The sequence below is a fragment of the Pseudomonas fulva genome, assembly GCF_023517795.1.
In the GTDB taxonomy this organism is placed as follows: Bacteria; Pseudomonadota; Gammaproteobacteria; order Pseudomonadales; family Pseudomonadaceae; genus Aquipseudomonas; species Aquipseudomonas fulva_D.
In genome coordinates, this window is record NZ_CP082928.1 from 3,444,004 (window position 1) to 3,469,904 (window position 25,901).

Annotated in this window: 27 protein-coding genes and 3 tRNA genes; 11 read left to right on the plus strand and 19 right to left on the minus strand. The window is 64.0% G+C overall.

All coding sequences use genetic code 11. The annotated features are described in order from the left end of the window. Positions 1–55 precede the first annotated feature (55 nt). From K8U54_RS15705 to K8U54_RS15715, 3 genes are all read left to right on the plus strand, one after another. On the plus strand, positions 56–1,339 hold the full coding sequence (locus tag K8U54_RS15705) for a hypothetical protein (protein WP_249906691.1): 1,284 nt from the start codon (positions 56–58) through the stop codon (positions 1,337–1,339). Further along, complete coding sequence (locus K8U54_RS15710) at positions 1,336–2,349, plus strand: phage integrase (protein WP_249906692.1); 1,014 nt, start codon at positions 1,336–1,338, stop codon at positions 2,347–2,349. The genes K8U54_RS15705 and K8U54_RS15710 overlap by 4 nt, the downstream gene beginning before the upstream one ends. 63 nt (positions 2,350–2,412) lie before the next feature. Beyond that, the gene (locus tag K8U54_RS15715; RefSeq protein WP_249906693.1) at positions 2,413–2,853 is read left to right on the plus strand and encodes a hypothetical protein; all 441 of its coding nucleotides are present in this window, start codon (positions 2,413–2,415) and stop codon (positions 2,851–2,853) included. 63 nt (positions 2,854–2,916) lie between these two features. On the opposite strand, the gene K8U54_RS15720 is transcribed toward K8U54_RS15715, so the two are convergent. The 11 genes from K8U54_RS15720 to K8U54_RS15770 form a co-directional block, all read right to left on the minus strand. Continuing rightward, a tRNA-Met gene (locus K8U54_RS15720) sits at positions 2,917–2,993 on the minus strand. A 126-nt stretch (positions 2,994–3,119) separates the two neighbouring features. After that, entirely contained in the window at positions 3,120–3,686 is a 567-nt protein-coding gene (locus K8U54_RS15725; protein ID WP_249906694.1) for a cupin domain-containing protein, read from the minus strand. Positions 3,687–3,824: 138 nt separating this feature from the next. Then, positions 3,825–4,925: a redox-regulated ATPase YchF gene (ychF, locus tag K8U54_RS15730; protein ID WP_249906695.1), complete on the minus strand. Its 1,101-nt coding sequence runs from the start codon at positions 4,923–4,925 to the stop codon at positions 3,825–3,827. A gap of 34 nt (positions 4,926–4,959) precedes the next feature. Beyond that, on the minus strand, positions 4,960–5,550 hold the full coding sequence (gene pth / locus K8U54_RS15735) for an aminoacyl-tRNA hydrolase (RefSeq protein WP_249906696.1): 591 nt from the start codon (positions 5,548–5,550) through the stop codon (positions 4,960–4,962). A gap of 53 nt (positions 5,551–5,603) precedes the next feature. Further along, positions 5,604–6,230 (minus strand): 50S ribosomal protein L25/general stress protein Ctc, encoded by a 627-nt coding sequence (locus K8U54_RS15740; RefSeq protein WP_249906697.1) that lies wholly within the window; start codon positions 6,228–6,230, stop codon positions 5,604–5,606. 112 nt (positions 6,231–6,342) lie between these two features. Beyond that, positions 6,343–7,284, minus strand: coding sequence for a ribose-phosphate pyrophosphokinase (locus K8U54_RS15745; RefSeq protein WP_027906044.1), 942 nt, complete (start codon positions 7,282–7,284; stop codon positions 6,343–6,345). Between the two features lie 44 nt (positions 7,285–7,328). Then, positions 7,329–7,403: transfer RNA gene (locus K8U54_RS15750), tRNA-Gln, on the minus strand. A 59-nt stretch (positions 7,404–7,462) separates the two neighbouring features. Then, positions 7,463–7,537, minus strand: a tRNA-Gln gene (locus tag K8U54_RS15755). A gap of 25 nt (positions 7,538–7,562) precedes the next feature. Beyond that, entirely contained in the window at positions 7,563–8,438 is an 876-nt protein-coding gene (ispE, locus tag K8U54_RS15760; RefSeq protein ID WP_249906698.1) for a 4-(cytidine 5'-diphospho)-2-C-methyl-D-erythritol kinase, read from the minus strand. 192 nt (positions 8,439–8,630) lie between these two features. Continuing rightward, on the minus strand, positions 8,631–9,251 hold the full coding sequence (gene lolB, locus K8U54_RS15765) for a lipoprotein insertase outer membrane protein LolB (protein ID WP_013790033.1): 621 nt from the start codon (positions 9,249–9,251) through the stop codon (positions 8,631–8,633). Next, entirely contained in the window at positions 9,251–10,981 is a 1,731-nt protein-coding gene (locus K8U54_RS15770) for a tetratricopeptide repeat protein (RefSeq protein WP_249906699.1), read from the minus strand. The genes lolB and K8U54_RS15770 overlap by 1 nt, the downstream gene beginning before the upstream one ends. 272 nt (positions 10,982–11,253) lie before the next feature. Here K8U54_RS15770 and hemA point away from each other — a divergent pair, with 272 nt between their 5' ends. The 6 genes from hemA (at position 11,254) to K8U54_RS15800 (ending at position 16,730) form a co-directional block, all read left to right on the plus strand. Further along, the gene (hemA, locus tag K8U54_RS15775) at positions 11,254–12,534 is read left to right on the plus strand and encodes a glutamyl-tRNA reductase (protein ID WP_249906700.1); all 1,281 of its coding nucleotides are present in this window, start codon (positions 11,254–11,256) and stop codon (positions 12,532–12,534) included. A gap of 10 nt (positions 12,535–12,544) precedes the next feature. Continuing rightward, positions 12,545–13,627, plus strand: coding sequence for a peptide chain release factor 1 (prfA, locus tag K8U54_RS15780; RefSeq protein ID WP_070887636.1), 1,083 nt, complete (start codon positions 12,545–12,547; stop codon positions 13,625–13,627). 80 nt (positions 13,628–13,707) lie between these two features. After that, positions 13,708–14,541 (plus strand): peptide chain release factor N(5)-glutamine methyltransferase, encoded by an 834-nt coding sequence (gene prmC, locus K8U54_RS15785; RefSeq protein ID WP_249906701.1) that lies wholly within the window; start codon positions 13,708–13,710, stop codon positions 14,539–14,541. Further along, a complete protein-coding gene (locus K8U54_RS15790) occupies positions 14,534–15,301 on the plus strand; it encodes a molybdopterin-synthase adenylyltransferase MoeB (protein WP_249906702.1) in 768 nt (255 codons plus the stop codon). Before prmC ends, K8U54_RS15790 begins: the two co-directional genes overlap by 8 nt. Then, positions 15,294–16,091, plus strand: a complete 798-nt coding sequence (gene murI, locus K8U54_RS15795; protein ID WP_249906703.1) for a glutamate racemase — start codon at positions 15,294–15,296, stop codon at positions 16,089–16,091. Before K8U54_RS15790 ends, murI begins: the two co-directional genes overlap by 8 nt. A 120-nt stretch (positions 16,092–16,211) precedes the next feature. Continuing rightward, positions 16,212–16,730, plus strand: a complete 519-nt coding sequence (locus K8U54_RS15800) for an acyloxyacyl hydrolase (RefSeq protein ID WP_249906704.1) — start codon at positions 16,212–16,214, stop codon at positions 16,728–16,730. 70 nt (positions 16,731–16,800) lie between these two features. On the opposite strand, the gene K8U54_RS15805 is transcribed toward K8U54_RS15800, so the two are convergent. The 8 genes from K8U54_RS15805 to K8U54_RS15840 all read right to left on the minus strand — a co-directional run bounded on the left by K8U54_RS15805 (position 16,801) and on the right by K8U54_RS15840 (position 23,221). Beyond that, a complete protein-coding gene (locus K8U54_RS15805; RefSeq protein ID WP_249906705.1) occupies positions 16,801–17,112 on the minus strand; it encodes a YkgJ family cysteine cluster protein in 312 nt (103 codons plus the stop codon). A 39-nt stretch (positions 17,113–17,151) separates the two neighbouring features. After that, positions 17,152–17,649, minus strand: a complete 498-nt coding sequence (locus K8U54_RS15810) for a DUF2878 domain-containing protein (RefSeq protein WP_249906706.1) — start codon at positions 17,647–17,649, stop codon at positions 17,152–17,154. A gap of 87 nt (positions 17,650–17,736) precedes the next feature. Next, positions 17,737–18,507, minus strand: a complete 771-nt coding sequence (locus K8U54_RS15815; RefSeq protein ID WP_249906707.1) for an SDR family NAD(P)-dependent oxidoreductase — start codon at positions 18,505–18,507, stop codon at positions 17,737–17,739. Continuing rightward, the gene (gene phrB, locus K8U54_RS15820; RefSeq protein WP_249910456.1) at positions 18,504–19,952 is read right to left on the minus strand and encodes a deoxyribodipyrimidine photo-lyase; all 1,449 of its coding nucleotides are present in this window, start codon (positions 19,950–19,952) and stop codon (positions 18,504–18,506) included. The genes K8U54_RS15815 and phrB overlap by 4 nt, the downstream gene beginning before the upstream one ends. Positions 19,953–19,963: 11 nt before the next feature. Further along, complete coding sequence (locus tag K8U54_RS15825) at positions 19,964–20,908, minus strand: MerR family transcriptional regulator (protein WP_249906708.1); 945 nt, start codon at positions 20,906–20,908, stop codon at positions 19,964–19,966. Continuing rightward, positions 20,905–21,873 carry a YbgA family protein gene (locus K8U54_RS15830; protein WP_249906709.1) on the minus strand — a complete coding sequence of 323 codons (969 nt, stop codon included), beginning with the start codon at positions 21,871–21,873 and terminating at the stop codon, positions 20,905–20,907. The genes K8U54_RS15825 and K8U54_RS15830 overlap by 4 nt, the downstream gene beginning before the upstream one ends. Before the next feature lie 131 nt (positions 21,874–22,004). After that, the gene (locus tag K8U54_RS15835; RefSeq protein ID WP_249906710.1) at positions 22,005–22,232 is read right to left on the minus strand and encodes a TIGR02450 family Trp-rich protein; all 228 of its coding nucleotides are present in this window, start codon (positions 22,230–22,232) and stop codon (positions 22,005–22,007) included. Then, positions 22,229–23,221 carry an NAD(P)/FAD-dependent oxidoreductase gene (locus K8U54_RS15840; RefSeq protein ID WP_249906711.1) on the minus strand — a complete coding sequence of 331 codons (993 nt, stop codon included), beginning with the start codon at positions 23,219–23,221 and terminating at the stop codon, positions 22,229–22,231. The genes K8U54_RS15835 and K8U54_RS15840 overlap by 4 nt, the downstream gene beginning before the upstream one ends. 461 nt (positions 23,222–23,682) lie before the next feature. Between K8U54_RS15840 and K8U54_RS15845 the strand changes: the two genes are divergently transcribed. Together K8U54_RS15845 and hemH are read left to right on the plus strand one after the other, a co-directional pair. Next, positions 23,683–24,582 carry a TIGR01777 family oxidoreductase gene (locus tag K8U54_RS15845; protein WP_249906712.1) on the plus strand — a complete coding sequence of 300 codons (900 nt, stop codon included), beginning with the start codon at positions 23,683–23,685 and terminating at the stop codon, positions 24,580–24,582. Between the two features lie 54 nt (positions 24,583–24,636). Next, positions 24,637–25,659, plus strand: coding sequence for a ferrochelatase (gene hemH / locus K8U54_RS15850; protein WP_249906713.1), 1,023 nt, complete (start codon positions 24,637–24,639; stop codon positions 25,657–25,659). Positions 25,660–25,901: the final 242 nt, after the last annotated feature.

Here is a 25,901-nt window from a genome sequence, read left to right on the forward strand (position 1 = left end):
TAACACGTCAGATAAACGTACGTAGATAACCAGACAAAACCAGAGTGATACACGAATGAGCAGAGCAAAGGATTTCACCCGGCTTGATATCGAAACGGGTCTGGTCAGCGACACAAGCCGGCTTTTCGTTGATCCCGGCTGTTCGGGTTTCGTTGATCTGTCGGGTGTACGTCTGCTGCGCTGTGGCGTGGACACCGTGCGCCAGTTGTACCGAGGCTTGATCCGCCCTGAAATCATGTGCCTGTTCGAGAAGCCCGGCACCATGGTCGAGTTCGCTGGCCAGATCTGGCACTCGGGCCGTGTTAGCAAGGACTCTGGCTACCAGTACAAGCTCCAGAACGCTGACCTGGGCATCATCCTGTTGGTGAAGAACTTCAACGCTAAGATCGACGCCATCGGCGCCCACCTGAAAATCGAAGTCTCGCCCCATGCCATCGACGCGCTGTCGCCTGAGCGCCTGCAAGACCGCATGGACTATTACGCCTCGGCAGTGCTGACCCATCGGGAAATCAACCAGTGCGCCGTCCACCTCGCCCTGGATCTGCAAGGCTGGAAACCGCCCGTGGATCTGGTCGCCCGCATGCACTGCCGCGCACGTACTCAACGCGACATTTCCGGCATCAATGAAATCAACTGGACCACCAAATCCAGCACCTACGGTCGTGGCGAAACCTTCATGTTCGGTTCGGCCAGCGGCGTGCAACTGGCGATCTACAACAAGACCGAGCAAGCCCGGGCAACCGACAAGCTCGACTACTGGGAAAGCGTCTGGAAGCGCCGCGACAGCTTCGACCCGCAAGATCCGGATAACTACGACCCAGACGCTGACGTGTGGCGCGTAGAGCTGCGCTATCACCATTCTGTCATCCAGCAATTCGCCAGTGGCTCTATCGACCTGAAGTCCGGCGCGCTGATCGATACCAGCTCCTTTGCCGCCTTCGCGGGGCATCTGGACGGCCTGTGGCGCTATGGCCTGCGTCAATTCAAGCTGCTCTGCCGCCCTGGTTATTTCGAGCCCATCTGGACGCTGATTCGTGATGACGTGCGCGTCGATCTGCCGGTGGACTCCCTGCTCGATGACACCGAATACAAACGTTACTACAAGACCTCGCGTGGCTTCTCCGGCAAGAACGTGGAGCTGTTCCTGGGAAACTTCGTAAGCCTGCTGGCAAGGGAAAAGGTGGGCGCAAAAAAGGCGTTTAAGACCCTGCAGCAATGGGACTGCTGGCCGGTCATCCGCGATCACTACGCCGCCAAGGAAATGACCCAGGACGATCTCTATAAACACATCAAGGATCTGCTGCAGGAACGCCATGTGCGGTGGGGAAGGGCGGTATGACGGCACGCAAAGACGGCACCACCTGGACGGCTGATTTCTATGAGAATGGCCGGGCAGGGCGTCGCATCCGCAAAAAAGGCTTCAAGACCAAGACTGCAGCCCAGCGCTATGAGTCGGAATACTTCGCCTCGCTGCAGGACACCGGCAGGCCAATCGATGATCGCCTTTCCGATCTGGTGACGCTGTGGCACTCACTGCACGGCAGCAGCCTGAAGGACGTGAAGGGTCGACTCTCCCGTACCCTGGCTGTCGTTGAACGCCTCGGTAACCCGCTAGCCTCTCAATTCGATGCGCTTGCCTGGGCCCGTTATCGGCAGGCTCGTCTGAAAGACGTTTCGCCCCACACGGTCAACCATGAGCAGCGCTACCTATCGGCCGTTTTCTCTGAGTTGATTCGCCTCGGTGCATGGCATGGCGTCAACCCGCTGGCCAAGATCCGTCAGATCAAGACCGACCAGACTGAGCTGACGTTTCTGACTCTGGATCAAGTCGGCCTGCTGCTCGATGAGTGCCGCAAGTCGACCAACAACCATACCTACCCGGTCGCTCTGATTTGCTTGGCCACTGGTGCCCGCTGGGATGAAGCCGAAAGCCTAAGTCGCGCTAGTCTGTTCGGCGGCAAAGCGCACTTCCACCGTACAAAGAACCGGAAGTCCCGGTCGGTGCCGATCCCGAAGGAAGTGGAGGAGGCTGCGTTATCGGTTGCTATGCCAGGATCTGGCCGGCTATTCATGCCCTGCAGGGCTGCTTTCCGTAGCGCGTATCAACGTTGCGGTTTCCATACGCCGGGACAGCTAACCCATATCCTGCGGCACACGTTCGCCAGTCATTACATGATGGGGGGAGGGGATATTCTCAGCCTGCAGCGCATCCTTGGGCATTCGTCTATCGCGATGACAATGCGTTACGCGCACCTGTCGCCTGACCATCTCGCTTCAGCTCTTAAGCTCTCACCGCTAACACAGAGCGGGCACCTACCTAAAGCCATGCTTCCTGTAGGGGGTATCTAATTGTCGAGCTCAACAACTAATTGCCATACTGCCCGTCCGAATGGCTCGGCATTAAGGCGTTTCATGGAAAGCAGAATCCCACTTCCCACCGATAACATTTTTAAGTTCTATGCGCTTTTCGCGATGTTCGTTTTCGTCTCGTCGTTCGTCACGATGCTTTATCAGACTGAAAAGACAAACGACCTGATCTTCAACACTTATGTTGAGCAGGCTGCTCTCGGTGAAAAGGAAAATCCTAGTGCCTCGGATGAGGCTAGAAAGCTGATGCTTGAGAAGAAATTGGACCTAGCTATCTCGGACAAAATTTTCTTCAGGTGGCTGCTGGCCGGTGTTGCCGCTTTCGCGTTCTGGTCTGCTGTCTATGGTTTCACACGCTGGCATCGTCATGTGCAGCCGATGCTAGATGAGGCCCAAAGAATTCAGATCGAGATTGCCAAGCTGAATTTGATCAAGCTTCAGCTTGAGGTGGACAAGCTGCAAGGGAAGGGAGTGGACACGCCGTAGTCACTTTGTAGTCACCGGCGCAAACAAAAAAGGGCTTACCTTTCGGTAAACCCTTGTTTTGTTTGGTGGCTACGCAGGGACTTGAACCCCGGACCCCAGCATTATGAATGCTATGCTCTAACCAGCTGAGCTACGTAGCCGAGTGGCGCGCATTTTCCGTATCTGCCTGGGGTGTGTCAAGCCCTGATGCAGAATAAATTTACGGACTTTCAACCGCTTAGCTGTTTTTCGCTCCAGCGGCCCTGGCGCAGGGCGAAAACGGCTGCCTATCCGAGAACGGGATCGGTCGAAGGGTAGGGCGTCTGTTCGATGGCGCGCTGTTGCGCGTCGGTCGGTGCCTTGCGGCAGAGATCCGGTTCCTGCCCCAGTGGATAGCCGCCCACTACCCGGAAGTCATCGCTGCTGGCAAGGTTGCAGTGGCCGATGCCGGCAGGCAGCACCAGCACGTCGCCGGCCTGCACGCTCAGCTCCTGGCCGCCTGGGCCGCCCAACATCAGTCGCGCGTGCCCCTGGATAACGCCCAGCACCTCGTGTGCGTTGCTGTGGTAGTGGTGGTAGGCATAGATGCCGTCTACCCACTGGGCGGGCCAGCCATGGGCCTTGAACAGCTGCTGCGTGCCGGCTGGGTCGGGCAGGCCTTTATCCGTGAGCGCCTGCCGATAGAGGCGCACGGGATGGTGGCTGTTGTTCGGCACCCAGTCGTTGCGTGTCAGCAGCAGATGTTCGGTATGTTCAGGGGTGTGATCGCTGTGGGGTGATGCAGCGAAGTCGCCGGAGGCTTCGCCCAGGTTGGCGAGGTAGTGCAGCATCAGGCGGTGGGAAAACAAATCCATGGCATGCGCCCTCTCGAGACATTGGCTTCATCTCATATAGAGAGGGTTTGCGCCCAGGTGTTTGGATTATCGCCAGCCCACAAAAGCAAAGCCCCTCGAGAGCATGCTCTGGAGGGGCCTGGTGTCGCGCAGGGGGGCTTAGACGTTGAAGCGGAAGTGCATCACGTCACCGTCCTTGACGATGTATTCCTTGCCTTCCAGGCGCCATTTGCCGGCTTCCTTGGCACCGGCTTCGCCCTTGAACTGGATGAAGTCGTCGTAGGCGATGACTTCGGCGCGGATGAAGCCTTTCTCGAAGTCGGTGTGGATGGCGGCAGCCGATTGCGGCGCGGTGGCACCGACCTTGACGGTCCAGGCGCGTACTTCCTTCACGCCGGCGGTGAAGTAGGTCTGCAGGTTGAGCAGGTCGTAGCCGGCGCGGATCACGCGGTTCAGGCCCGGCTCGGTCATGCCCATGGTTTCCAGGAACATCTGCATCTCTTCCAGATCATCCAGTTCGGCGATCTCGGCTTCGATCTTGTTGCACACCGGCACGACGATGGCGCCTTCCTCGTCGGCAATGGCTTGCACCACGTCGAGCAGCGGGTTGTTCTCGAAGCCGTCTTCGGCGACGTTGGCGATGTACATCACCGGCTTGGTGGTCAGCAGGTGGAAGGTCTTGGCCAGGCGCTTCTCGTCGTCACCGAGGTTCTTCAGCAGGCTGCGCGCCGGCTTGCCTTCGGTGAAGTGCGGGATGAGTTTTTCCAGCAGCGCTTTCTGCGCCACGGCTTCCTTGTCGCCGCCCTTGGCGGTGCGGGTAACGCGCTGCAGTTGCTTCTCGCAGCTGTCGAGGTCGGCCATGATCAGCTCGAGGTCGATGATCTCGATGTCACGCTTGGGGTCGACGCTGTTGGCGACGTGGATGACGTTCTCGTCTTCGAAGCAGCGCACCACGTGGGCGATGGCGTCGGTCTCGCGGATGTTGGCGAGGAACTTGTTGCCCAGGCCTTCACCTTTCGAGGCGCCGGCGACCAGGCCTGCGATGTCGACGAATTCCATGGTGGTGGGAATCACCCGCTCGGGTTTGACGATCTCGGCCAGGGCGTCGAGGCGTGGGTCGGGCATCGGCACGATGCCGCTGTTCGGCTCGATGGTGCAGAACGGGAAGTTCTCAGCGGCGATGCCGGACTTGGTGAGGGCATTGAACAGGGTGGACTTGCCGACGTTGGGCAGGCCGACGATGCCGCAATTGAATCCCATGGTGTATCCCTCGCGCCAATGGCGGTAGCTGAAATTAGAGTGTGGCTTTCTGGCTGTGCAGCTTGCGCATCGCCACCGTCCAGTCACCGGCAAGGATTTCCGGGAGGACGTCGAGCGCGAAGCCGATGCTGGTATCCAGCAATTCCTGTTCGCCCCGCGGTGCACGGCCGAGCACGAAGTTGGAAACCAGGCTGGCGTGCCCGGGATGGCCGATGCCAAGCCGCAGGCGGTGGAAATTGTTCTGGTTGCCGAGCTGGGCGATGATGTCGCGCAGCCCGTTATGCCCGCCGTGCCCGCCACCCTGTTTGAGTTTGGCGACGCCGGGAGGCATGTCGAGTTCGTCGTGGGCCACCAGGATTTCTTCAGGTTTGAACTTGAAGAAATTCGCCAACGCCGCCACGGACTGGCCGCTGCGGTTCATGAAGGTGGTGGGGATGAGCAGACGAACTTCGCGGCCCTGGTGATTGAACTTGCCCACCAGGCCGAAATACTTGCGATCAACGCTGAGGCTGACGCGTAGGCGCTCCGCCAGACGTTCAACGAAAAGGGCCCCTGCATTGTGCCGGGTCTGGTCGTATTCGGGGCCCGGGTTACCCAGGCCAACGATCAGTTGTACGGCAGTCATACAGGAGCCCTTTCGTGAATCAGGCCCGCACCGGAGTGCGGAGCGCGCCAAGATTACTCGGCAGCGCCTTCGCCTTCGGCAGCGCTTTCGTCTTCGTTGCGAACGCGCGGCAGGTGAACGCTGGCAACCGGCAGATCGCTACCGTGGGCCAGGGCAACCAGCTCGACGCCTTTCGGCAGTTTGATGTTGGACAGGTGAACGGTCTGGTCCAGATCAACGTTGGCGAAGTCGACTTCGATGAACTCCGGCAGGTCTTTCGGCAGGCAGGAGACTTCAACTTCGTTCAGCGAGTGCAGGACTTCGCCGCCTTTCTGCTTGACCCCAACGGAGGTAGCTTCGTTGATGAAGTGCAGAGGAACGATGGCGGTCAGCTTCTGGCCGGCAACCACGCGGATGAAGTCAGCGTGCAGAACGAAGCCTTTGGCCGGGTGGCGCTGCAGGGCCTTGATCAGAACGTTTTCTTTCTTGCCGTCAACGGTCAGGTTCAGCACGTGGCTGAAGGCTGCTTCGTTTTCCAGCAGCTTGGCGAAATCCTTGGCAACCAAGCTGATGGACAGGGGAGCCTTGTCGCCACCGTAGATCACGGCAGGAACCAGGCTGGCGTTACGACGCAGGCGGCGGCTCGCACCTTTCCCCAGGTCGGAACGCGCTTCGGCATTCAGGGTAAATTCAGCAGTCATTTCACTTCTCCAGAATAACCAAACCGCCCGTTACGCTTGCGACCAGCGGCGGGGCGGTTCGGTGAAAGGCCTGGCCAGGTGGCCAGGCGTGTTTCGTCAGGGGCGTTCCGGGTTAACGGAACATCGCACTGATCGATTCTTCATTGCTGATGCGGCGTACCGCTTCAGCGACAACCGGCGCGATGTCCAGTTGACGAATACGTGAACAGGATTGCGCGGCGGCGGACAGCGGGATGGTGTTGGTCACCACCAGCTCGTCGAGTACCGAGTTCTCGATGTTCTCGATGGCACGCCCCGACAGTACCGGGTGCGTGGCATAGGCGTACACCTTGGCCGCGCCGTGTTCCTTCAGCGCCTTGGCCGCGTGGCACAGGGTGCCGGCGGTGTCGACCATGTCGTCGACCAGGATGCAGGTACGGCCTTCCACGTCACCGATGATGTGCATCACTTCGGAGTGGTTGGCCTTTTCACGACGCTTGTCGATGATCGCCAGATCGACGCCCAGGCTCTTGGCCACGGCGCGCGCACGCACCACGCCGCCAATGTCCGGGGAAACGATCATCAGATTGTCGAAGCGCTGATCTTCGATATCGTCGACCAGTACGGGCGAGCCGTAGATGTTGTCGACCGGAATATCGAAGAAGCCTTGAATCTGATCCGCGTGCAGGTCGACGGTGAGAACCCGGTCGATGCCTACCACGGTGAGCATGTCGGCCACGACCTTGGCGCTGATTGCCACGCGGGCGGAGCGCGGGCGGCGATCCTGGCGGGCATAGCCGAAGTAGGGGATGACTGCAGTGATTCGAGTCGCTGAGGAGCGGCGGAAGGCGTCGGCCATCACCACCAGTTCCATCAGGTTGTCATTGGTTGGCGCGCACGTCGGCTGAATCAGGAAAACGTCCTTGCCGCGGACGTTCTCGTTGATTTCGATCATGATTTCGCCGTCGGAGAATTTTCCGACCGAGGCATCACCGAGGGGAATGTGCAGCTGACGAACGATACGTCGCGCCAGATCGGGGTTAGCGTTCCCCGTAAAGACCATCATCTTGGACACGCGCAGTACCTGCCGGCTGAGGGTAACCTGGATGAGTATAAAAATGGCAGGGGCGGCTGGATTCGAACCAACGCATGCCAGGATCAAAACCTGGTGCCTTACCGCTTGGCGACGCCCCTGTATCGTGTGTGACGCAATGCTGCTCAATTCGGTAGTACGAGCCACCCTCGGGTGGTTATGGCAGGGGCGGCTGGATTCGAACCAACGCATGCCAGGATCAAAACCTGGTGCCTTACCGCTTGGCGACGCCCCTGTAACGTATAACCGATGCTACGCATTCACTTCCTGGCCAGTTCTTGCAGCTTGCGGTGCAACATCGAAACGTTGGCACCCTGCGCAACAAAACTTGGCAGTGTGGCTGGAAGTTGGCGGGCGACTTTATCAGCATCGTCCCGGTTTGGGAAGCTCCCAAACACACAAGCTCCAGTGCCGGTCAATCTTGTCGGAACAAATTTGTTCAGCAAGATCAGCGCGTTACGAACAGCTGAGTAACGCTTCTCGACGACCGGCTGGCAGTCATTACGACCACCCCCCTCAAGAAGGCTGCGAACTTTAATGGGCGGCGTATCCCGTGTCAACTCAGGGTCGGAGAAAACTTCTGCTGTACTGACAAGCACTTGCGGCACGGCAACGAGAAACCAGGGCTCCGGCAGCTCCACTGGGGTGAGTTTTTCACCGACGCCTTCGGCGAAGGCCGCGCGGCCGCGCACGAAGACCGGCACGTCGGCGCCCAGGCTCAGGCCCAGGGCCGCCAGGTGATCCTCGCTGCAGCCCAGCCCCCAGAGGTGATCGAGGCCGACCAGGGTGGTGGCGGCATCCGAGCTGCCGCCACCGATACCACCGCCCATGGGCAGGCATTTTTTCAGCCAGATGTCCGCGCCTAGATGCGTGCCGCTCTGCTGCTGCAATTGTCTGGCTGCGCGCACGATCAGGTTGCTGTCGTGGGGGACGCCATCGATATCCGTATGCAGGCGGATCACGCCGTCGTCGCGGCGCCTGAAGCCCAGCTCGTCGCCGTGGTCGAGAAACTGGAACAGGGTCTGCAGCTCGTGATAGCCGTCGTCGCGGCGGCCGAGGATATGCAGCATCAGGTTGAGCTTGGCCGGAGCCGGCAGCGTCAGCTCGGCGTCAGCGGGGATGGCGTCTGTGGTCATTGGGCAATGGCTGGCGAGAGAAGATGAGTGAGGCGCGCAGGCTAGCGCAGCCCGTAGCCCGGGTCGAGCGCAGCGGCACCCGGGAGGTCGTCCTGGGTATCGCCGCGCTCGACCGCAGGCTACGAGTAGGGGAATGGCGGGCACGCAAATCGCGCGATGGGGCAAGGTATCGCGCGCGCAGGGCTGGAGCGATTACTGGCCGAGGTGGCGCGGTTGCCAGTCCTTGATCACCAGGGTCACCTGGATGTCGTGGCCTTCGAGGCGCAGGCGCTCGGGCAGCCAGTAGCCATCCTGTTCGGCGTAGCGGGTGTAGCTGACTTCCCAACCATCCTGGCTCAGCTGCGCCAGGCGGCTGTCGGCGTCCAGGGTGATGCGGCTCTTGCTGTCCGGCGCAGGCAGGCCGCGGATCCACCACAGCAGGTGCGAGACGGGCAGGTTGAGGCCCAGTTGCTGCTGCAGCAGCTCTTCCGGCGACTCGGCCTGGTAGCGGCCCTGGTTGGCGACTTCCAGCTCGACCTTGCCGGGACGACCGGTCAGGCGCGCGGCACCGCGACCCAAGGGACCGGACAGGCGGATATCGGCGTAATCCTGGCGTTGCAGCCAGAACAGCGTACCGCTGCCCGAGTCGCGCGGGGCACGAATGCCGACCTTGCCGTTGATCTGCCAGCCATCGAGGGTACCGATCTGCTGCTTGTGTGCCTGCCAGCGAGCAGGATCGCCCAGGCCCTGTTCCACCGCCTCGCGGGTGGACAGGCCGGAACAGCCGGCCAGCAGGGTGACCAGGGCGAGTACGAGAAGGGGGCGAAGCGACATCAGGGTTTCTCCGATCCGGTCAGGCGCAGCACGGTGCTGCGCAGAATTTCACTTTCGGGTTGCTCCTTCAGGGCGTCACGCCAGATCTTCCGGGCTTCACGCTGTTTGCCCTGGGCCCACAGCGTTTCCCCCAGGTGGGCGGCGACTTCGTGGTCCGGGAAGCGTTCGAACGCCTGGCGCAGCCACTTCTCCGCGGCGGCCAGGTTACCCAGGCGGTAGTTGGCCCAGCCGAGGCTGTCGAGGATGGCCGGGTCTTCCGGGTTGAGGTCGTGGGCCTTCTCGATCAGCTCCAGGCCTTCCTGGTGGCGATCGGTGCGGTCGACCAGGGTGTAGCCCAGGGCGTTGAGGGCCATGGCGTTGTCCGGCTCGCGCTCGAGGATCAGGCGCAGGTCGCGCTCCAGCTGCTTCAGGTCGCCGCGCGGCTCGGCGAGCATGGCGCGGGTGTAGAGCAGGTTGATGTCGCCCGGGTACTGCTTGAGGGCCTGCTGGATGAGGTCCCAGGCCTGGTCGGCCTTGTTCTGCTTGGACAGCGACTCGGCTTCGATCAGGTACAGCTGCAGGGCATATTCCGGTTCGCTGTCGCGGGCTTCGGCCAGGTGCCGGGACGCCTCGGCGCCGCGGCCATTGGCGACCAGCAGGTCGGTCATGCGCGCCTGGGCGGGCAGGTAGTCGGTACCGCCACCGACCATCGAGTAGGCGAGCAGGGCATCGTCCACTTCACCGAGGGCCTCGTGGGCGCGGCCGAGGTTGTACTGCGCCGGGTCGACGTGGGCATCGCGCTGGATCAGTTCTTCCAGGTAGACGATGGCTTCGCGCCAGGCCTCGGCTTCCAGGCACACCAGGGCCAGGGAAAAACGCAGGTCGTCGTCTTCGGGGAATTGCTGCAGCAGCGAGGAGAATTCGGCGCGGGCTTCGTCCATGCGGCCCAGTTCGACCAGCTGGCGGGCATAGGTCAGGCGCAGGCGTTTGTCGCTGGGGTTGCGCTCCATGCCAGCCTTGAGCAGCGGCAGCGCTTCTTCGCCACGGCCCAGGCTCTGCAGCAGGCGTGCGCGCAACAGCAGGGGGGCGGATTGGTCCTGCTTGGCCTCGCTGGTCTCGAGCAGCTTCAGGGCTTCCTCGGCGCGGCCATCCTGCTGCAGCAGCAGCGCCTTGCCGAACAGCAGCTGGCCATCGTTCGGGTACTTGCCGAGCAGGCGGTCGAAGCTCTGCAGCAGGCCGGCGCGGGTGTCCGGGTCGGTTTCCGCGGCGGACAGTGCGAGAAAGTCGAAATGGGTGTTGCCCTGGCGTTGACGCACCCGCTCCATGTAGCTCATGGCTTCGTCGTAGCGGCCGGCACGGGCCAGCTGCACGGCGGCGGCGCGCTGGGCGTCGACCTCGTTGGGGGCGTTCTTGGCCCACACCAGCGCGGTGTCCAGGGCTTCCTGTTCGGCGCCCAGGTATTCGGCGATGCGGAAGCCGCGCTCGGCGACGCCGGCATCCTGGGTCGCATTGGCCTGTTGCACGTAGTTGCTCAGGGCAATGTCGAAGCGGTTGCGCTGCCCGGCCAGTTCGGCGGTCAGCAGCGCCAGCAGGGTTTCCTGGCTGAACGAGCCGTAGCTTTCCGGAGCCTCGGCGGTCGCCTCGGTGCCCGGTTCCTCCACGGGAACGTTGCCATCCGGTGCGGACGGCGCAAAAGTCTGACAACCACCCAGCAAGGCCAGGGCGGTGAGCAACGCGATGGGTCTATTCATAAGAGGAAATGCGACTAACCTGCGGTTTTGGCCATCATGACACAAGCCGTTGGGCAAGCCCATGGGGCAGCCCAGTGTCCTGGCGATGTGGGGTTGGACTGCCGAAGCCTGGGTGGGTTGCATCCAATCCAGCGGCCCCGGTGATGCTGACCTGGTCATCGTCGTTGCCGCTCATCAGCCCTCGCTATCGTCGCCATGCACGGTGCAATGGTTGTCCTGCATCGGCCGAAGTAGGACAATTGTCGGCTTCCAACCCCCTGTCAGCGACGTGCATGGCCTTTATCGCCCTCGGTATCAACCACAAGACCGCTTCGGTGGATGTTCGCGAGCGCGTGGCTTTTACTCCCGAACAGCTCGTGGAGGCGTTGCAGCTGCTGTGCCGTGATACGCCGAGCCGTGAAGCGGCGATCCTGTCGACCTGCAACCGCAGCGAGCTGTACCTCGAGCAGGACGGCCCGGGCGTCGAAGCGGTGCTCGGCTGGTTGGCCAACTACCACCATGTGAGCGTCGAAGAGCTGCGCGCCTGCGCCTATATCCACGAAGACGATGCGGCCGTTCGTCACATGATGCGCGTCGCCTCCGGCCTCGATTCCATGGTGCTCGGCGAGCCGCAGATTCTCGGCCAGATGAAGTCCGCCTTTGCCGTGGCCCGTGAGGCCGGCACCCTCGGCCCGCTGCTGGGGCGTTTGTTCCAGGCCACCTTCAGCACCGCCAAGACCGTGCGCACCGACACCGCCATCGGCGAGAACCCGGTGTCGGTGGCCTTCGCCGCGGTCAGCCTGGCCAAGCAGATCTTCGCCGACCTGCACCGTAGCCAGGCGTTGCTGATCGGCGCCGGCGAGACCATCAGCCTGGTGGCCCGCCACCTGTTTGATCAGGGCATCAAGCGCATCGTGGTCGCCAACCGTACCCTGGAACGCGCCAGCAGCCTGGCCGAGCAGTTCGGCGCCCACGCCGTGCTGCTCTCCGACATTCCCCAGGAGCTGGTGCACAGCGACATCGTCATCAGTTCCACCGCCAGCCAGCTGCCGATCCTTGGCAAGGGCGCGGTGGAAAGCGCCCTCAAGCAGCGCAAGCACAAGCCGATCTTCATGGTCGACATCGCCGTGCCGCGGGACATCGAGCCCCAGGTCGGCGAACTGGATGACGTGTACCTGTATACCGTCGACGACCTGCACGAAGTCATCGCCGAGAACCTCAAGAGCCGCCAGGGCGCGGCCCAGGCCGCCGAGGAGCTGGTGGCCGCCGGCACCGACGACTTCATGGCGCGTCTGCGCGAGCTGGCCGCGGTGGACGTGCTGCGCGCCTATCGCCAGCAGGCCGAGCGCCTGCGCGACGACGAGCTGGCCCGCGCCCAGCGCATGCTCGCCAATGGCGCCGCCGCCGAGGACGTACTGGCCCAGTTGGCCCGTGGCCTGACCAACAAGTTGCTGCACGCACCCAGCGTGCAGCTGAAGAAATTCTCCGCCACCGGGCGCATCGATGCGTTGGGTGTGGCTCAGGAGCTGTTCGCCCTCGACGAAGGCGCGTCCTCCGGCTTGGTCAATAAATAGAAGGCCTGCAATGAAAGCTTCGCTGATCAATAAACTCGACCTGCTGCACGACCGTTTCGAAGAGGTTACGGCGCTGCTTGGCGACGCCGAGGTGATCACCAACCAGAGCCAGTTCCGCGCCTATTCCAAGGAATACGCCGAGATCGAGCCGGTGATCATGGCGTTTCGCGAATTCCGCAAGGTGCAGGCCGACCTCGAGGGCGCCCTGGCGCTGCTCAAGGACAGCGACCCGGACCTGCGCGAGATGGCCGAGGAAGAAGTCGACACCGCCCGCGCGCGCCTGGCCGAGCTGGAAGACAGCCTGCAGCGCATGCTGCTGCCCAAGGACCCCAACGACGGCCGTAACGTGTTTCTCGAAGTGCGCGCCGGTACCGGCGGTGACGAGGCGGCGATCTTCGCCGGCGACCTGTTCCGCATGTATTCGCGCTACGCCGAGAAGCAGGGATGGCGCGTCGAGGTGCTGTCGGCCAACGAAGGCGAACACGGCGGCTTCAAGGAAGTGATCGCCCGGGTCGAGGGTGACAACGTGTTCGGCAAGCTCAAGTTCGAGTCCGGCGCGCACCGCGTACAGCGCGTGCCGGAAACCGAGTCCCAGGGGCGCATCCATACCTCGGCCTGCACCGTTGCGGTGTTGCCCGAGCCGGACGAGCAGATGGCCATCGAGATCAACCCGGCGGATTTGCGCGTCGACACCTACCGCAGCTCCGGGGCCGGCGGTCAGCACGTCAACACCACCGACTCGGCGATCCGCATCACCCATATCCCCACCGGCACCGTGGTCGAGTGCCAGGAAGAGCGCTCCCAGCACAAGAACCGCGCCAAGGCCATGGCCTGGCTGGCGGCCAAGCTCAAGGACCAGCAGGATGCCGCTGCCCACAAGGAAATCTCCGACACGCGCAAGCTGCTGGTCGGCTCCGGTGATCGCTCCGAACGCATCCGCACCTACAACTTCCCCCAAGGGCGGGTGACCGATCACCGCATCAACCTGACCCTGTATTCGCTGAACGAAGTGATCGCCGGCGGCGTAGACGCGGTGATCGAGCCGTTGCTCGCCGAATACCAGGCCGATCAGCTGGCGGCGTTGAGCGACTGAACAGCCTGTGGGGTGGATCGGGGCGCGTAGCTGACGCCGTTCTCATCCCCCTGCGCCCCGATCCGCCCAAGAAGCTACCCATGGCCACTATCGAATCCCTGCTCAACAGCATCGAGCTGCCCGACTCGCCCAGCCCGCGCCTGGACGCCGAGCTGCTGCTGGCCCATGCCCTGGGCAAGCCGCGCAGTTACCTGCGTACCTGGTCGGATCGCCAAGTCGAGCCTGCCGCCGCCGAGGCGTTTGCCCTCGCCCTGGCGCGCCGTCGGCAGGGTGAGCCGGTGGCCTACATTCTCGGTCGCCAGGGCTTCTGGAGCCTGGACCTGGACGTCGCGCCCCATACCCTGATCCCGCGCCCGGACACCGAGCTGCTGGTGGAAACCTCCCTGACGCTGCTGCCCGGCGGCCCGGCGCGGGTGCTCGACCTGGGGACCGGCAGCGGTGCCATCGCCCTGGCGCTGGCCAGCGAGCGGCCGGCCTGGCAGGTCACCGGCGTCGATCGGGTGCAGCAAGCCGTGGCGCTGGCCGAGGGCAATCGGGCGCGGCTGGGCCTGTCCAATGCCGCGTTCCGCACGAGCCACTGGTTCGCGGCGCTGGCGGGTGAGCGCTACGGGTTGATCGTCAGCAACCCACCTTATATCGCCAGCGGCGACCGTCATCTGGGCGAGGGTGACGTGCGCTTCGAGCCGAGCAGCGCGCTGGTCTCGGGCGTCGATGGGCTGGACGATATCCGCCTGATCATCGAGCAGGCGCCGGCCTATCTGGCGGCGCCCGGCTGGCTGTTGCTCGAACACGGCTTCGACCAGGCCGAGGCGGTACGTGAATTGTTGAGTCAACGCGGCTTCGTCGAGGTTCACAGCCGCCGTGATCTCGCCGATCATGAGCGCATCAGCCTGGGGCGGTGGCCACATGAATGAACACCTGAGCGATGAGGAACTGCTGCGCTACAGCCGGCAGATCCTGCTCTCGCAGATCGATGTAGCGGGCCAGTTGCGCCTGAAAGGCAGCCGTGTGCTGATCGTCGGCCTTGGCGGTCTCGGCTCGCCGGCGGCCCTGTACCTGGCTGCGGCCGGCGTGGGTGAACTGCACCTGGCGGACTTCGACCGCGTCGACCTGAGCAACCTGCAACGGCAGATCGCCCACGACAGCGCGAGCATCGGCCAGAGCAAGGTCGACTCGGCGCTGGCACGGCTGGCGGCGCTCAACCCCGAAATCACCCTGCGTGCCCATCGCCAGGCATTGGATGCCGACTCCCTGGCCGCTGCCGTGGCGGCGGTCGATCTGGTGCTCGACTGCTGCGACAACTTCACCACCCGCGAAGCCGTCAACGCTGCCTGCGTGGCGGCGCGCCGGCCCCTGGTCAGTGGCGCGGCGATCCGCCTGGAAGGCCAGTTGTCGGTGTTCGACCCGCGCCGCGGGGACAGCCCCTGTTACCACTGCCTGTATGGCCACGGCAGCGAGACCGAGCTGACCTGCAGCGAAGCGGGGGTGGCCGGGCCGCTGGTCGGCCTGGTCGGCAGTCTGCAGGCGCTGGAGGCCTTGAAGCTGCTCGCCGGCTTTGGCGAGCCACTGGTCGGCCGCTTGCTGCTGATCGATGCCTTCGGTTCGCGTTTCCGCGAGCTGCGGGTCAAGCGCGACCCGGGTTGCGCCGTGTGCGGGAATGTCGCCGATGCGTGACGCGCCGATCGGGGTGTTCGATTCCGGCGTCGGCGGCCTCACGGTATTGCGCGAGATTCGCGCCTTGCTGCCCGATGAGACGCTGTTCTACGTGGCCGACAGCGGCCATGTGCCGTACGGGGAAAAAAGCCCCGAGTACATTCGCGAGCGCTGCCGGGTCATCGCCGCCTTCTTGCTCGCACGCGGCGCCAAGGCGCTGGTGCTGGCCTGCAACACCGCAACCGTGGCCGGGGTGGCCGAGCTGCGCAGCCTGTATCCGCACCTGCCGATCGTGGCCATGGAGCCGGCCGTGAAACCGGCGGCGGCGGCCACGCGCGCCGGGGTGGTCGGTGTGCTGGCCACCACCGGCACCCTGAAAAGCGCACGCTTCGCCGCCTTGCTCGACCAGTTCGCCAGCGACGTGCGGGTGGTGACGCAGCCCTGCCCGGGATTGGTGGAGCTGATCGAGGCAGGCAATTTGGACGATCCAGCGTTGCATGGGCTGCTGCGCGGTTACGTCGAGCCGCTGCTGGCCGAGGGCTGCGATACGCTGATTCTCGGTTGCACCCACTATCCGTTCCTCAAGCCATTGCTCGAGCAGTGGCTGGATCCGTCGATCAGCCTGATCGATACCGGTGCGGCGGTGGCCCGGCAGCTGCAACGGCTGCTGGCCAGCCGCGATTTGCTGGCCGGTGGACCGCGTGGTGCCGATGCGTTCTGGTGCAGCGGCGACCCGTCCGCCATGCAACAGGTATTGCCGCATCTGTGGGGCAGTACCGAACAGGTCAATGCGTTGGGCGAAGCTATTTAATGGCGCGAGGCACCATTAAATATTTCTAGAACCAACGGAACTTGTCTAAAGTCTGTAACTGTAGTTTTCACCGTGCCGCACTTAAAAGACTAATAAGTCCCTATATACAAGGATGCTCCAATGAAGAAGCTGGTTGGCTTGGCCGCTGCAGTTGCGTTGTCTCTTGGATCGGCTACAGCCGCTCAGGCAACGGGTTTGACCTTTTCCGTGGGTCAGTCTGGTGACTCCACCATGGTTTATCGCCTCGGTGCTCAGTTCGATTTCAACAGCCGCTGGTTCGAAAGCAGTGTCGGTCACCTCGGTGGTTACTGGGACGCCGGTTACACCTTTTGGCAGGGCGACGATACCGCCAGCAACCACAGTGTTTCCTTCGCGCCGGTATTCGTTTACGAATTCGCCGGGCAAACCGTCAAGCCTTATCTGGAAGCCGGTATCGGGGTAGCGGCCTTCTCCAGCACGCGTCTGGAGTCCAATGACCTGGGTTCGTCGTTCCAGTTCGAAGACCGCATCGGTGCGGGCCTGCGTTTCGCCGGTGGCCATGAAGTGGGTATCCGTGCGATCCACTATTCCAACGCCGGTATCAAGCAGCCCAACGATGGCGTCGAGGCCTATTCGCTGCACTATCGCCTGAACTTCTAAGTTCGGAGCATTTAAAAAAACCGGGCATCGCCCGGTTTTTTTATGCACGTTTTTATGTACGTATAAGTGTTCAGCGATAAATGCTGCCGATACCGCGGCGCTCTTCCAGGCATTCCGGCGCGCCCATTTCGAACTCGCGACAAATCAACGGCCGTACTTCATAGATGGTGCAACGCATGCTGTCGCGATCCAGCGCCGCGCACCAGCCGTCGTCGAGGCGGCGCATCACTTCGCCGCCCCACTCGTCGCTGTCGATGAAGCGCTCGGGTACGCCGGTATCGGTGATCAGCATCACTTCCAGCTGGCAGCAGCAGGCCGCGCAAGTGCTGCAACTGACCGGTTCGTCGATCTGGGTGTGGGGAATCCACTGGGTTTCGCTCATCGGCCTAGTCTACGCCAGGCGCGGCGGCGCCGAGGGATTTCACGCCGGGCGGGCGGTATACAGGCGGGCGAAACCCTGCAGCAGCGGCAACAGGGCGGCCCACATCAGTGCCAGCAGCGCCAGGGTAGTGGCCTTGCCGTAGGGCAGGTGAACCAGGCCGAGCCACAGGCTGGCGCTGTAGGTGAGCAGCGCCAGGCCGGCGCCGAGCAGGCTGGCACGCCACCAGGGGCGCGCCGACCAGGCCAGGCAATGGCACAGGGTGGTGCCGACCAGCAGCCAGATAAGGGCTTGCCACAGCGGGATCAGTTGGCGCGGCTCGCCGAAATCGAGCATTCCGAGCTGCAGCAGAAAACTCTCCACCGCGCTGCCGAACAGCAATGCGCTTATCAGCAGCTTGCCTTCGCGTTGCCAGTTGCCGACCCAGATCAGGTGCGCCAGAAGCACCACGGCGACTGTCCACAGCCATTGGCCGCCACCCAGCAGGCAGGCGAGCCAGCCGCATGAGAACAGCAGGGCATTGAGCAGGTTTCTAGACACTGGGCCGCATCCGATCGCCAATAGGCGGAAGATGAAAGGCCGCCGATGGTGCCTGGGCTGGCAAGGCCGGCGCAAGCCCGTGGCGTGTCAGGACATGTCCCGCTCGCCACGGCTCAGGCGCCGGCCCAACGCCAGTTGCAGGCGCGCAGGCAATCGGCCGAGCAGGCCGAGGGCGGCGACGAACGGACCCGGAAAGGCGATTTCCAGCGGGCGGGCCTCCAGCCGTCTGGCGATATGCCGGGCGGCCTTGTCGGCTGGCCAGCGCATCGGGGTGGAGAAGCCGCTGCGTTGCGCCTGCGCCGTGTCGACGAAACCCGGCGTGACCACGGTGACGGCGATGCCTTCCTGAGCAAGGTCCACGCGCAGGGATTCGAGCAGGTAGCGCAGCGCTGCCTTGGAGGCGCCGAAGGCGCCGGCGCCCGGCAGCGGCAGGTAGGTGACCGCACTGGACACGCCCACCAGGTGCGGCGACTGGCCGCGGCGCAACAGCGGCAAGGCCGCGACGATGCAGTGGCTGGCCGAAAACAGGTTGCTGCGCATCACCCGCGCCAGGGCGTCGGCCTCGAAGTTGCCGGCGTCCACATGCTCGTAGACGCCAGCGTTGAGTATCGCGCAATCCAGTGCGCCCCACCGTTCGGTGAGCTGGGCGGCGATGGCATCGACTTCGCCGGCTTCGCCCAGGTCGCCCGGCAGCACCAGTACACGGCCGGGGAAACGCTCGGCGAGTGCCTGCAGGGGCTCCTCGCGGCGGGCGCTCAGGGCCAGGCGGTGACCATCGCGCAGCAGGCATTCGGCCAGGGCGTGGCCGATGCCGCTGCTGGCACCGGTCAGCCAGATGCGCCGGCTGAACGCGCTCATGCCGATTCGCTGGCCGAAGGCAGGTTCTTGAAGGCTTCCAGCGCCCGTTGGCGGCTGGCACGCAGGTCGACGATCGGCTTGGGATAATCCACGCCGCCGCCGAACAGGCTGGCCTGCCCCTTGTTGCCGGCATGGGGGTCGTGAATGGCCTTGTCGCTGAGCGCGGCCAGCTCGGGCAGCCACTGGCGAATGAAGCGGCCGTCCGGGTCGAAGCGCTGGGACTGGCTGATCGGGTTGAAGATGCGAAAGTAGGGCACCGAGTCGGTGCCGGTCGACGCGCTCCACTGCCAGCCACCGTTGTTGGCGGCCAGGTCGCCGTCGATCAGGTGGCGCATGAAGAAGCGCTCGCCTTCGCGCCAGTCGATCAGCAGGTTCTTGGTCAGGAACATCGCCACCACCATGCGCAGGCGGTTATGCATCCAGCCGGTCGCCAGCATCTGGCGCATGGCCGCATCGATGATCGGAATACCGGTTCGCCCTTCCTGCCAGGCCTGCAGGTCCGTGCCGGTGTTGCGCCAGGGCAGGGCCTCGGTTTCCGGGCGGAAGGCTCGGGCCATGGAGACGCGAGGGTAGCCGACCAGAATATGGGCGTAGAACTCGCGCCAGATCAGCTCGTTGATCCAGGTGACCGCGCCCTGGCTGCCGCTTTCGAACTCGCCGGCGTTGGCGTTCAGCGCCGCGTGCAGGCACTGGCGTGGCGACAGCACGCCAGCGGCGAGGTACGCCGAAAGCTGGCTGGTGCCGGGGCGGATGGGGAAGTCGCGGTTGTCGTGATAATCCTCGATCCACTCGTCGGCGAAGCGCTGCAGACGCTCGCGGGCGGCCTGCTCACCGGCGGGCCAGGCCTCGCGCAGGGCCTGGCCGGGCACCTCGAAACCCTTGACCTGTGCGGGCAGCGAATCGGCGGCGATCTTCAGCCTGCCCTGCGCCTTGGGCAGCGGCACCAGAGCGGGCAGGGCGGTGTGCAGGCGTTGATAACAGACGCCGCGGAACTGGCTGTACACCTTGAAATAGGTGCCGGTACGGGTCAGCACGCTGCCCGGCTTGAACAGCAGACGGTCGAGGTGGCTGTGAAGGTTGACGCCGAGTTCATCCAACGCGGCGGCCACGGCCTGGTCACGGCGGCTTTCGTTGACGCCGTATTCCTCGTTCAGGTGCAGGGCGGTGGCTTGCAGCTCCTGGGCGAGGGTGCCGAGCACCTGGGGAGCGGCGCTCCAGTGGTCGGCCTCGCGAATCAACAACGGCACGTTGAGGCGTTGCAGCTCGCGGCTCAGCTCGGCCAGGTTGCGCAGCCAGAAATCCACCTTGCAGGGCGCATCGTCGTGCTGCTGCCACTGGCCCGGGCTGAGCAGGAACACGGCGACCGTCGGCCCCGCCTGCATGGCGGCGGCAAGGGCGCTGTTGTCGGTAACCCGCAGATCGGTTCGAAACCACATCAGTTGCAGCATGGGACTTCCTATTCGAGCAGATGACGATCTGCGAGGTTTTGCAGCGCCGCCAGCGGGTCGGCGACCACCGTGATGTCCGCCGAGGCGGGGGCACGGGCGACCAGTTGCTCAGCCTCCTGCTGGTCTTCGATACCGATCAGCAGGCAGGGCACGCCATGGTCGTCGAGCCAGTGTTGCAGGGACGACTGGGCGCCGGTGTTGGAGTCGGCTTCACAGAACAGCAGCAGGGCGCGTGGGCGGCGGCGGCTGAGGGCCAGGGGCAGTTCGCTGATCGGCATCGGCCCGTCGAAGGCGTCCACCGGGCAGCCGGCGGTGCCGATCAGCCAGGCGCAGAGCCACAGCTGCGGCGACATCGGTGACTGGCACAGGTTGATCAGCATCAGCGGCTGACCCTGATGCTGGCGGTTGTCGTGATAGACCCGCGCGCCGAGCTTGCTGCGCAGCCAGCTGTGCAGGAACAGCCGTTCGGTGGCCGCCCCGGGCCGTTGCGGCCAGCGCGCTTCGAGGGTCACCAGCAGCGGCAGCAGCAGGTACTGGCAGAGGATCTGTACCGGGTAGAGTGCCAGTTCGGCGTTGAAGCGCTCGTCCAGTTGCCGCTCGTCCAGGGCATGGATGGCATCGCACAGGCGGTCGCGTTTTTCCTGCCACTGCGAGGCCTGCTCGGCGGGCAGCGGCTGGTCGGCACGCAGCAGGCTTTTCACCTGGCCGACGGAGACGCCGCGGTTCAACCAGCCAATCACGGTCTGGATGGTCTGTACCTGTTCGGGGGAGTACAGGCGATGGCCCTTGGCGGTGCGGTGCGGCACGATCAAGCCGTAGCGGCGCTCCCAGGCGCGCAGGGTAACCGGGTTGACGCCGGTGATGCTGGCCACGTCGCGAATCGGCAGGTAGCCCTTGGCAACCAGGTCCTGGGTGGTGCTGGCGCCCGGCTCGCTGGAGGTTGGCCGGCTCATAGCGCGTTTCGCAGGCTGAGGTTTTCCGGGTGCGGCTGCAGGTAGACCTGCTGGGCGATATAGCGATCAGGATGCTGGCGGAAATGGTGCTTGAGCAGCGTCAGTGGCACCACCAGCGGAATGATGCCCTTGCGGTACTGGCTGATCAGCTGTTGCATTTCCTGCTTTTCCTCGGCGCTCAGGGCGCTCTTGAGGTAGCCGCTCAGGTGCTGCAGCACGTTGCTGTGGGTGCCGCGGGTGGCGCAGCGCTTGAGGGCGGTCATCAGCTCGGCGATGTAACGGACGGCCAGTTCATCGAGATCCTGCGCGGAGAGGTCGCTGAGCATTCGGCCCAGGCGCTTGTAGCGCAGCGGGTCGGTGGCCATCAGCAGGTACTTGTGGCGGGCGTGGAACTCGATCAGCCTGCCGCGGGTGAGGCCCGATTCGCACAGCGTCTGCCATTGCGAATAGGTGAATACCCGGGTCAGGAAGTTCTCGCGCAACACCGGGTCGTTGAGCCGGCCTTCCTCCTCGATGGGCAGGTTCGGGTGCCGCTCGCAGAGCACGCGGGTGAAGATGCCGCGGCCCTTGGGCTCGCTCGGGTGGCCGTTGTCCTGGTAGACCTTGACCCGCTCCAGGCCGCAGGACGGCGATTGCTGCATGACGATATAGCCGCTGATGGCGGGCAGCTCGGCTGCGACCTGTTCACCGTAGGCCGCCAGGGCGTCGGTGTGGTCCTGGTCGGGGTGAACGGTGCCCACGACGCGCGGCGCGGCAGGGTCGCCGACCAGGCGAATCGGTTCGCGCGGCGTACCCAGGCCAATGGCGACCTCGGGACAGTAGGGCACGAAGTCGAAGTATTCACTCAACTGGTCCAGGCACAGCCTCGACGCCTTGTGCCCGCCGTTGTAGCGAACTTCGGCACCGAGCAGGCAGGCGCTGACACCAAGCGTGGGTTTTTTGCGGTGGAGCGGGCTGACGAGCATGGCACACCTTCAAAAATGACCTTGTACAAGGATTTGTTTCTGTACAGGGTTATTTCATCTTAAGCCTGATCTTGTACAAGTCAAATTTCGTGTACAGGGTATAAGCATAGAGCCGGTCGCCGCGGCGGGGTTCAACGCCATCCCATCAGCCATTGCTCGGCATCCTGCAACTGGCGCCAGTCCAGGCGCTGGGCGCGCTTGCTGAGCACGGCCTGCAGTTCGACTTCGAGCACGGTGCCTTCTTCATCGCAGAACAGCTCGGTGACCAGAAAATGCTTTTCGCGGTTCTCGGGCCGGGCGGCAGTCCATTTCGACAGCAGCAGCTTGCGCGGCGTCAGCCGATGGCGGGTGCTGTTCATTGGTGATGGGCGATCAGTTTGCGGGCCGCCTCCTGGCCACTCAGCCAGGCACCTTCCACGCGCCCGGACAGGCACCAGTCGCCGCACACGTAGAGGCCCAGGTCGGCATCGGCCAGCGCGCCCAGCTGATGAGCACCGGACGGGCGCGCATACAACCAGCGATGCGCCAGGCTGAAAACGGGGGCCGGTACGGCGCAGCCGATCATCTCCGCGAAGGCGCCATGCAGGCGTTCGATCACCTGCTCCTTGGACAGGTCCAGGTGCTGGCGGCTCCAACTGCTGCTGGCGTGCAGCACCCAGGTATCCAGGGTGGTGTCACGGCCGGGCTTGCTGCGGTTGCGCGCGGTCCAGTCGAGCACGTCGTCCTGCACGAAGCAGCCTTCCAGCGACGTGTCCAGCGCGTCCCTGAAGGCCAGGGCAACCGCCCAGGTCGGTTCCATGCTGACGCCCGCCACGGTGCCGGCCAGTTTCGGCGCGGTGGCCAGCAGCGCGCTGGCTTGCGGTGCTGGGGTGGCGATGATCACCTGGGCGAACGGGCCGTGACTTTCACCGTCGGCGTCGAGCAAATGCCAGTGCCGTTCGCCACGAAACACCTCGGTGATGCGGCAGGAAAACCTGACCGGCAGGGCGCCGAGCATGGCGCGGGTGATGGCGCTCATGCGCGGGTTGCCGACCCAGCGCACCTGCTCGTCGGCCGACGGGCTGAGCACGCCATTGGCGTATTGATAGAGGCTGGGCGTCCATTGGTCGACCCAGCCGCGGGCCTGCCACTGGGCCACGGTGGCGGCGAAACGGCGATCCCGGGCGGTGAAATACTGGGCGCCGAGATCCAGGGCGCCGGCGTCGCTGCGCTTGCTGGCCATACGGCCGCCGCTGCCGCGACTCTTGTCGAACAATTGTACCGGGTAGCCGGCGGCGTTGAGCGCTTCGGCGGCGGACAGGCCGGCGATACCGGTGCCGATGATGGCGATGGGGGCTGTGCTGGTCATGGTTACCTCACCTACTGTCGAGTCGCCGTGACTGCCTGTCGTCGACTCGCTGGGCCTCAGGCTACGCCTCGATCATCGCTCAGACAACGTACAGTCCATGCATGAGCGCCGGCAGTATCTGCAGCCAGGGCATCTATTCTTCAGAATAGGTGCGTCCAGCAATAGTTTCCCCCGTTTCTGTCGGTTACAGGTTGGGCGCGGATTGTTCTTGAGCAAGGTTGCGCAGGTCGTGTCGAACCCTTAGAGCTTTCAGCTCAGGTTGGCAGTCAATTCGCGCAAGCAGCCGTTGGCGCGGTATCTGTGGGAGCGGGCCATGCCCGCGAAAATCACGGGCATGGACTGGGCGTCCCCGCCCATTCCCACAGGTAAAACAGCAACGTCTGCTCTTGCCTTGTAGCCGCCGCTTCATGCACATAAAGATCGTGAACAGGTTTTTGAACCAGCATAACGAGGAGTCTGCCATGCATATCCTGATCACCGGCGGGACTGGCCTGATCGGTCGGGCGCTCTGCCACCAGTGGGCCGCCCAGGGCCACCAGCTGACCGTGTGGAGTCGGCGCCCCGAGCAGGTGCCGGTGCTCTGTGGCACGGCCGTGCGGGGGGTGGCACGCCTCGAGGATATCGGCGACGATTCCCTCGACGCGGTGGTCAACCTGGCCGGTGCCCCCATCGCCGACCGGCCCTGGAGCAAGGCGCGCAAACAGCTGTTGTGGGAAAGCCGCATCGGGCTCACCGAGCGCCTGGTCAACTGGCTGCAGGGCCGCGAGCAGAAGCCGGCGGTGCTGCTGTCCGGCTCGGCGGTGGGTTGGTACGGCGACGCCGGCGAGCACATCGTCGACGAGCAGGCACCGTCGGGCGCCGATTTTGCCGCCCAGTTGTGCATCGCCTGGGAGGAGAGCGCCCAGCAGGCCGAGGCGCTGGGCATCCGCGTGGTATTGCTGCGCACCGGCCTGGTGCTGGCCAAGGACGGCGGCGTTCTCAAGCGTATGGTCACGCCGTTTCGTTTCGGCCTGGGCGGGCGCATCGGCAGTGGACGCCAGTGGATGCCGTGGATTCACATCGCCGATCAAATCGCCCTGATTGATTTTCTCTTGCAGCATGAGCCGGCGCGCGGTCCTTATAATGCGTGTGCACCGCATCCGGTGCGCAACGCCGAATTCGCCAGCGAGCTCGGCCATGCCGTGCATCGACCGGCCATCGTGCCGTTGCCGGGCTTCGCCTTGCGCGCGGGGCTGGGGGAAATGTCGCTGTTGTTGCTTGGTGGCCAGCACGCCTTGCCGGTCAGGGCGCAGGAGGCGGGTTTCGAGTTCCGCTTCACCCGCCTGGACGTGGCGCTGGTCGACCTGTTGAGCCTTCATTAACACCTGTTCGCGATCCGGGTGGGTCCTGATCGCGGCACCTTCAAGGGATATTGCATGACCGATCACGCCTTACTTCTGGTCAACCTCGGCTCGCCGGCGTCCACCGAAGTCGCCGATGTACGCAGTTATCTCAATCAGTTCCTCATGGACCCCTACGTGGTCGACCTGCCATGGCCGCTGCGCCGTCTGCTGGTCTCGCTGATCCTGATCCGCCGCCCGGCACAGTCGGCCCACGCCTATGCATCGATCTGGTGGCCGGAGGGCTCGCCATTGATCGTGCTCAGCAAGCGCCTGCAGGCGGCGATGAAGAGCCAGTGGACCCAGGGACCGGTGGAGCTGGCCATGCGCTACGGCGAGCCGTCCCTGGACACCGTGCTGACCCGCCTGGCCGGGCAGGGCATCACCCAGGTCACCCTGGCGCCGCTGTACCCGCAGTTCGCCGACAGCACCACCACCACGGTGATCGAGGAGGCCAAGCGCGTGGTGCGCGAGCGCAAGCTGCCGATCCGCTTCTCGATCCTGCCGCCGTTCTTCCAGGACCCCGACTACATCGAGGCTCTGGCCGACAGCGCCCGGCCCTACCTGGAAAAGGAGTTTGATCACCTGCTGCTGAGCTTCCACGGCTTGCCGGAGCGCCACCTGCGCAAGCTCGACCCGACCGGCCACTGCCTGCGCGGCCCCGACTGCTGCCGCACGGCATCGCCCGAGGTGCTCGCCACCTGCTACCGCGCCCAATGCATGCGCAGCGCCGAAGCCTTCGCCACGCGCATGGGCCTGCGGCCGGAGCAATGGTCGGTATCCTTCCAGTCGCGCCTGGGCAAGGACAAGTGGATCGAGCCCTATACCGAGGCGCGCCTCGACGAGCTGGCCGCCCAGGGCGTGAAAAAGCTGCTGGTGATGTGCCCGGCGTTCGTGGCCGACTGCATCGAGACCCTGGAGGAAATCGGCGACCGGGGTCGCGAGCAATTCCAGGAGGCGGGCGGCGAAAGCCTGGAGCTGGTGCCCTGCCTGAACGACCACCCGAGCTGGGTGGCGGCGCTCAAACGGCTCTGCGAGCGAGCCCCGCAGAGCCTGTAAAAAAATGCCCGGTCAGAACCGGGCATTTTTCTTTCTCTCTCAGAACCTGTTCACGATCTTTTTCGGCGACATTGAAGGCTGCTACAAGGTAAAAGCGGACATCGGGCGCTGCTGCTTTTGTAGGAGGGGCTTTAGCCCCGAGCTTTATGAGGGTGCAAAGAGCTCGGGGCTAAAGCGGATCGCCGCCCGGCCCCTCCTACGAGTTATGCGAACGGCCGCCACCGCCACTTCGCAGTCAAAGC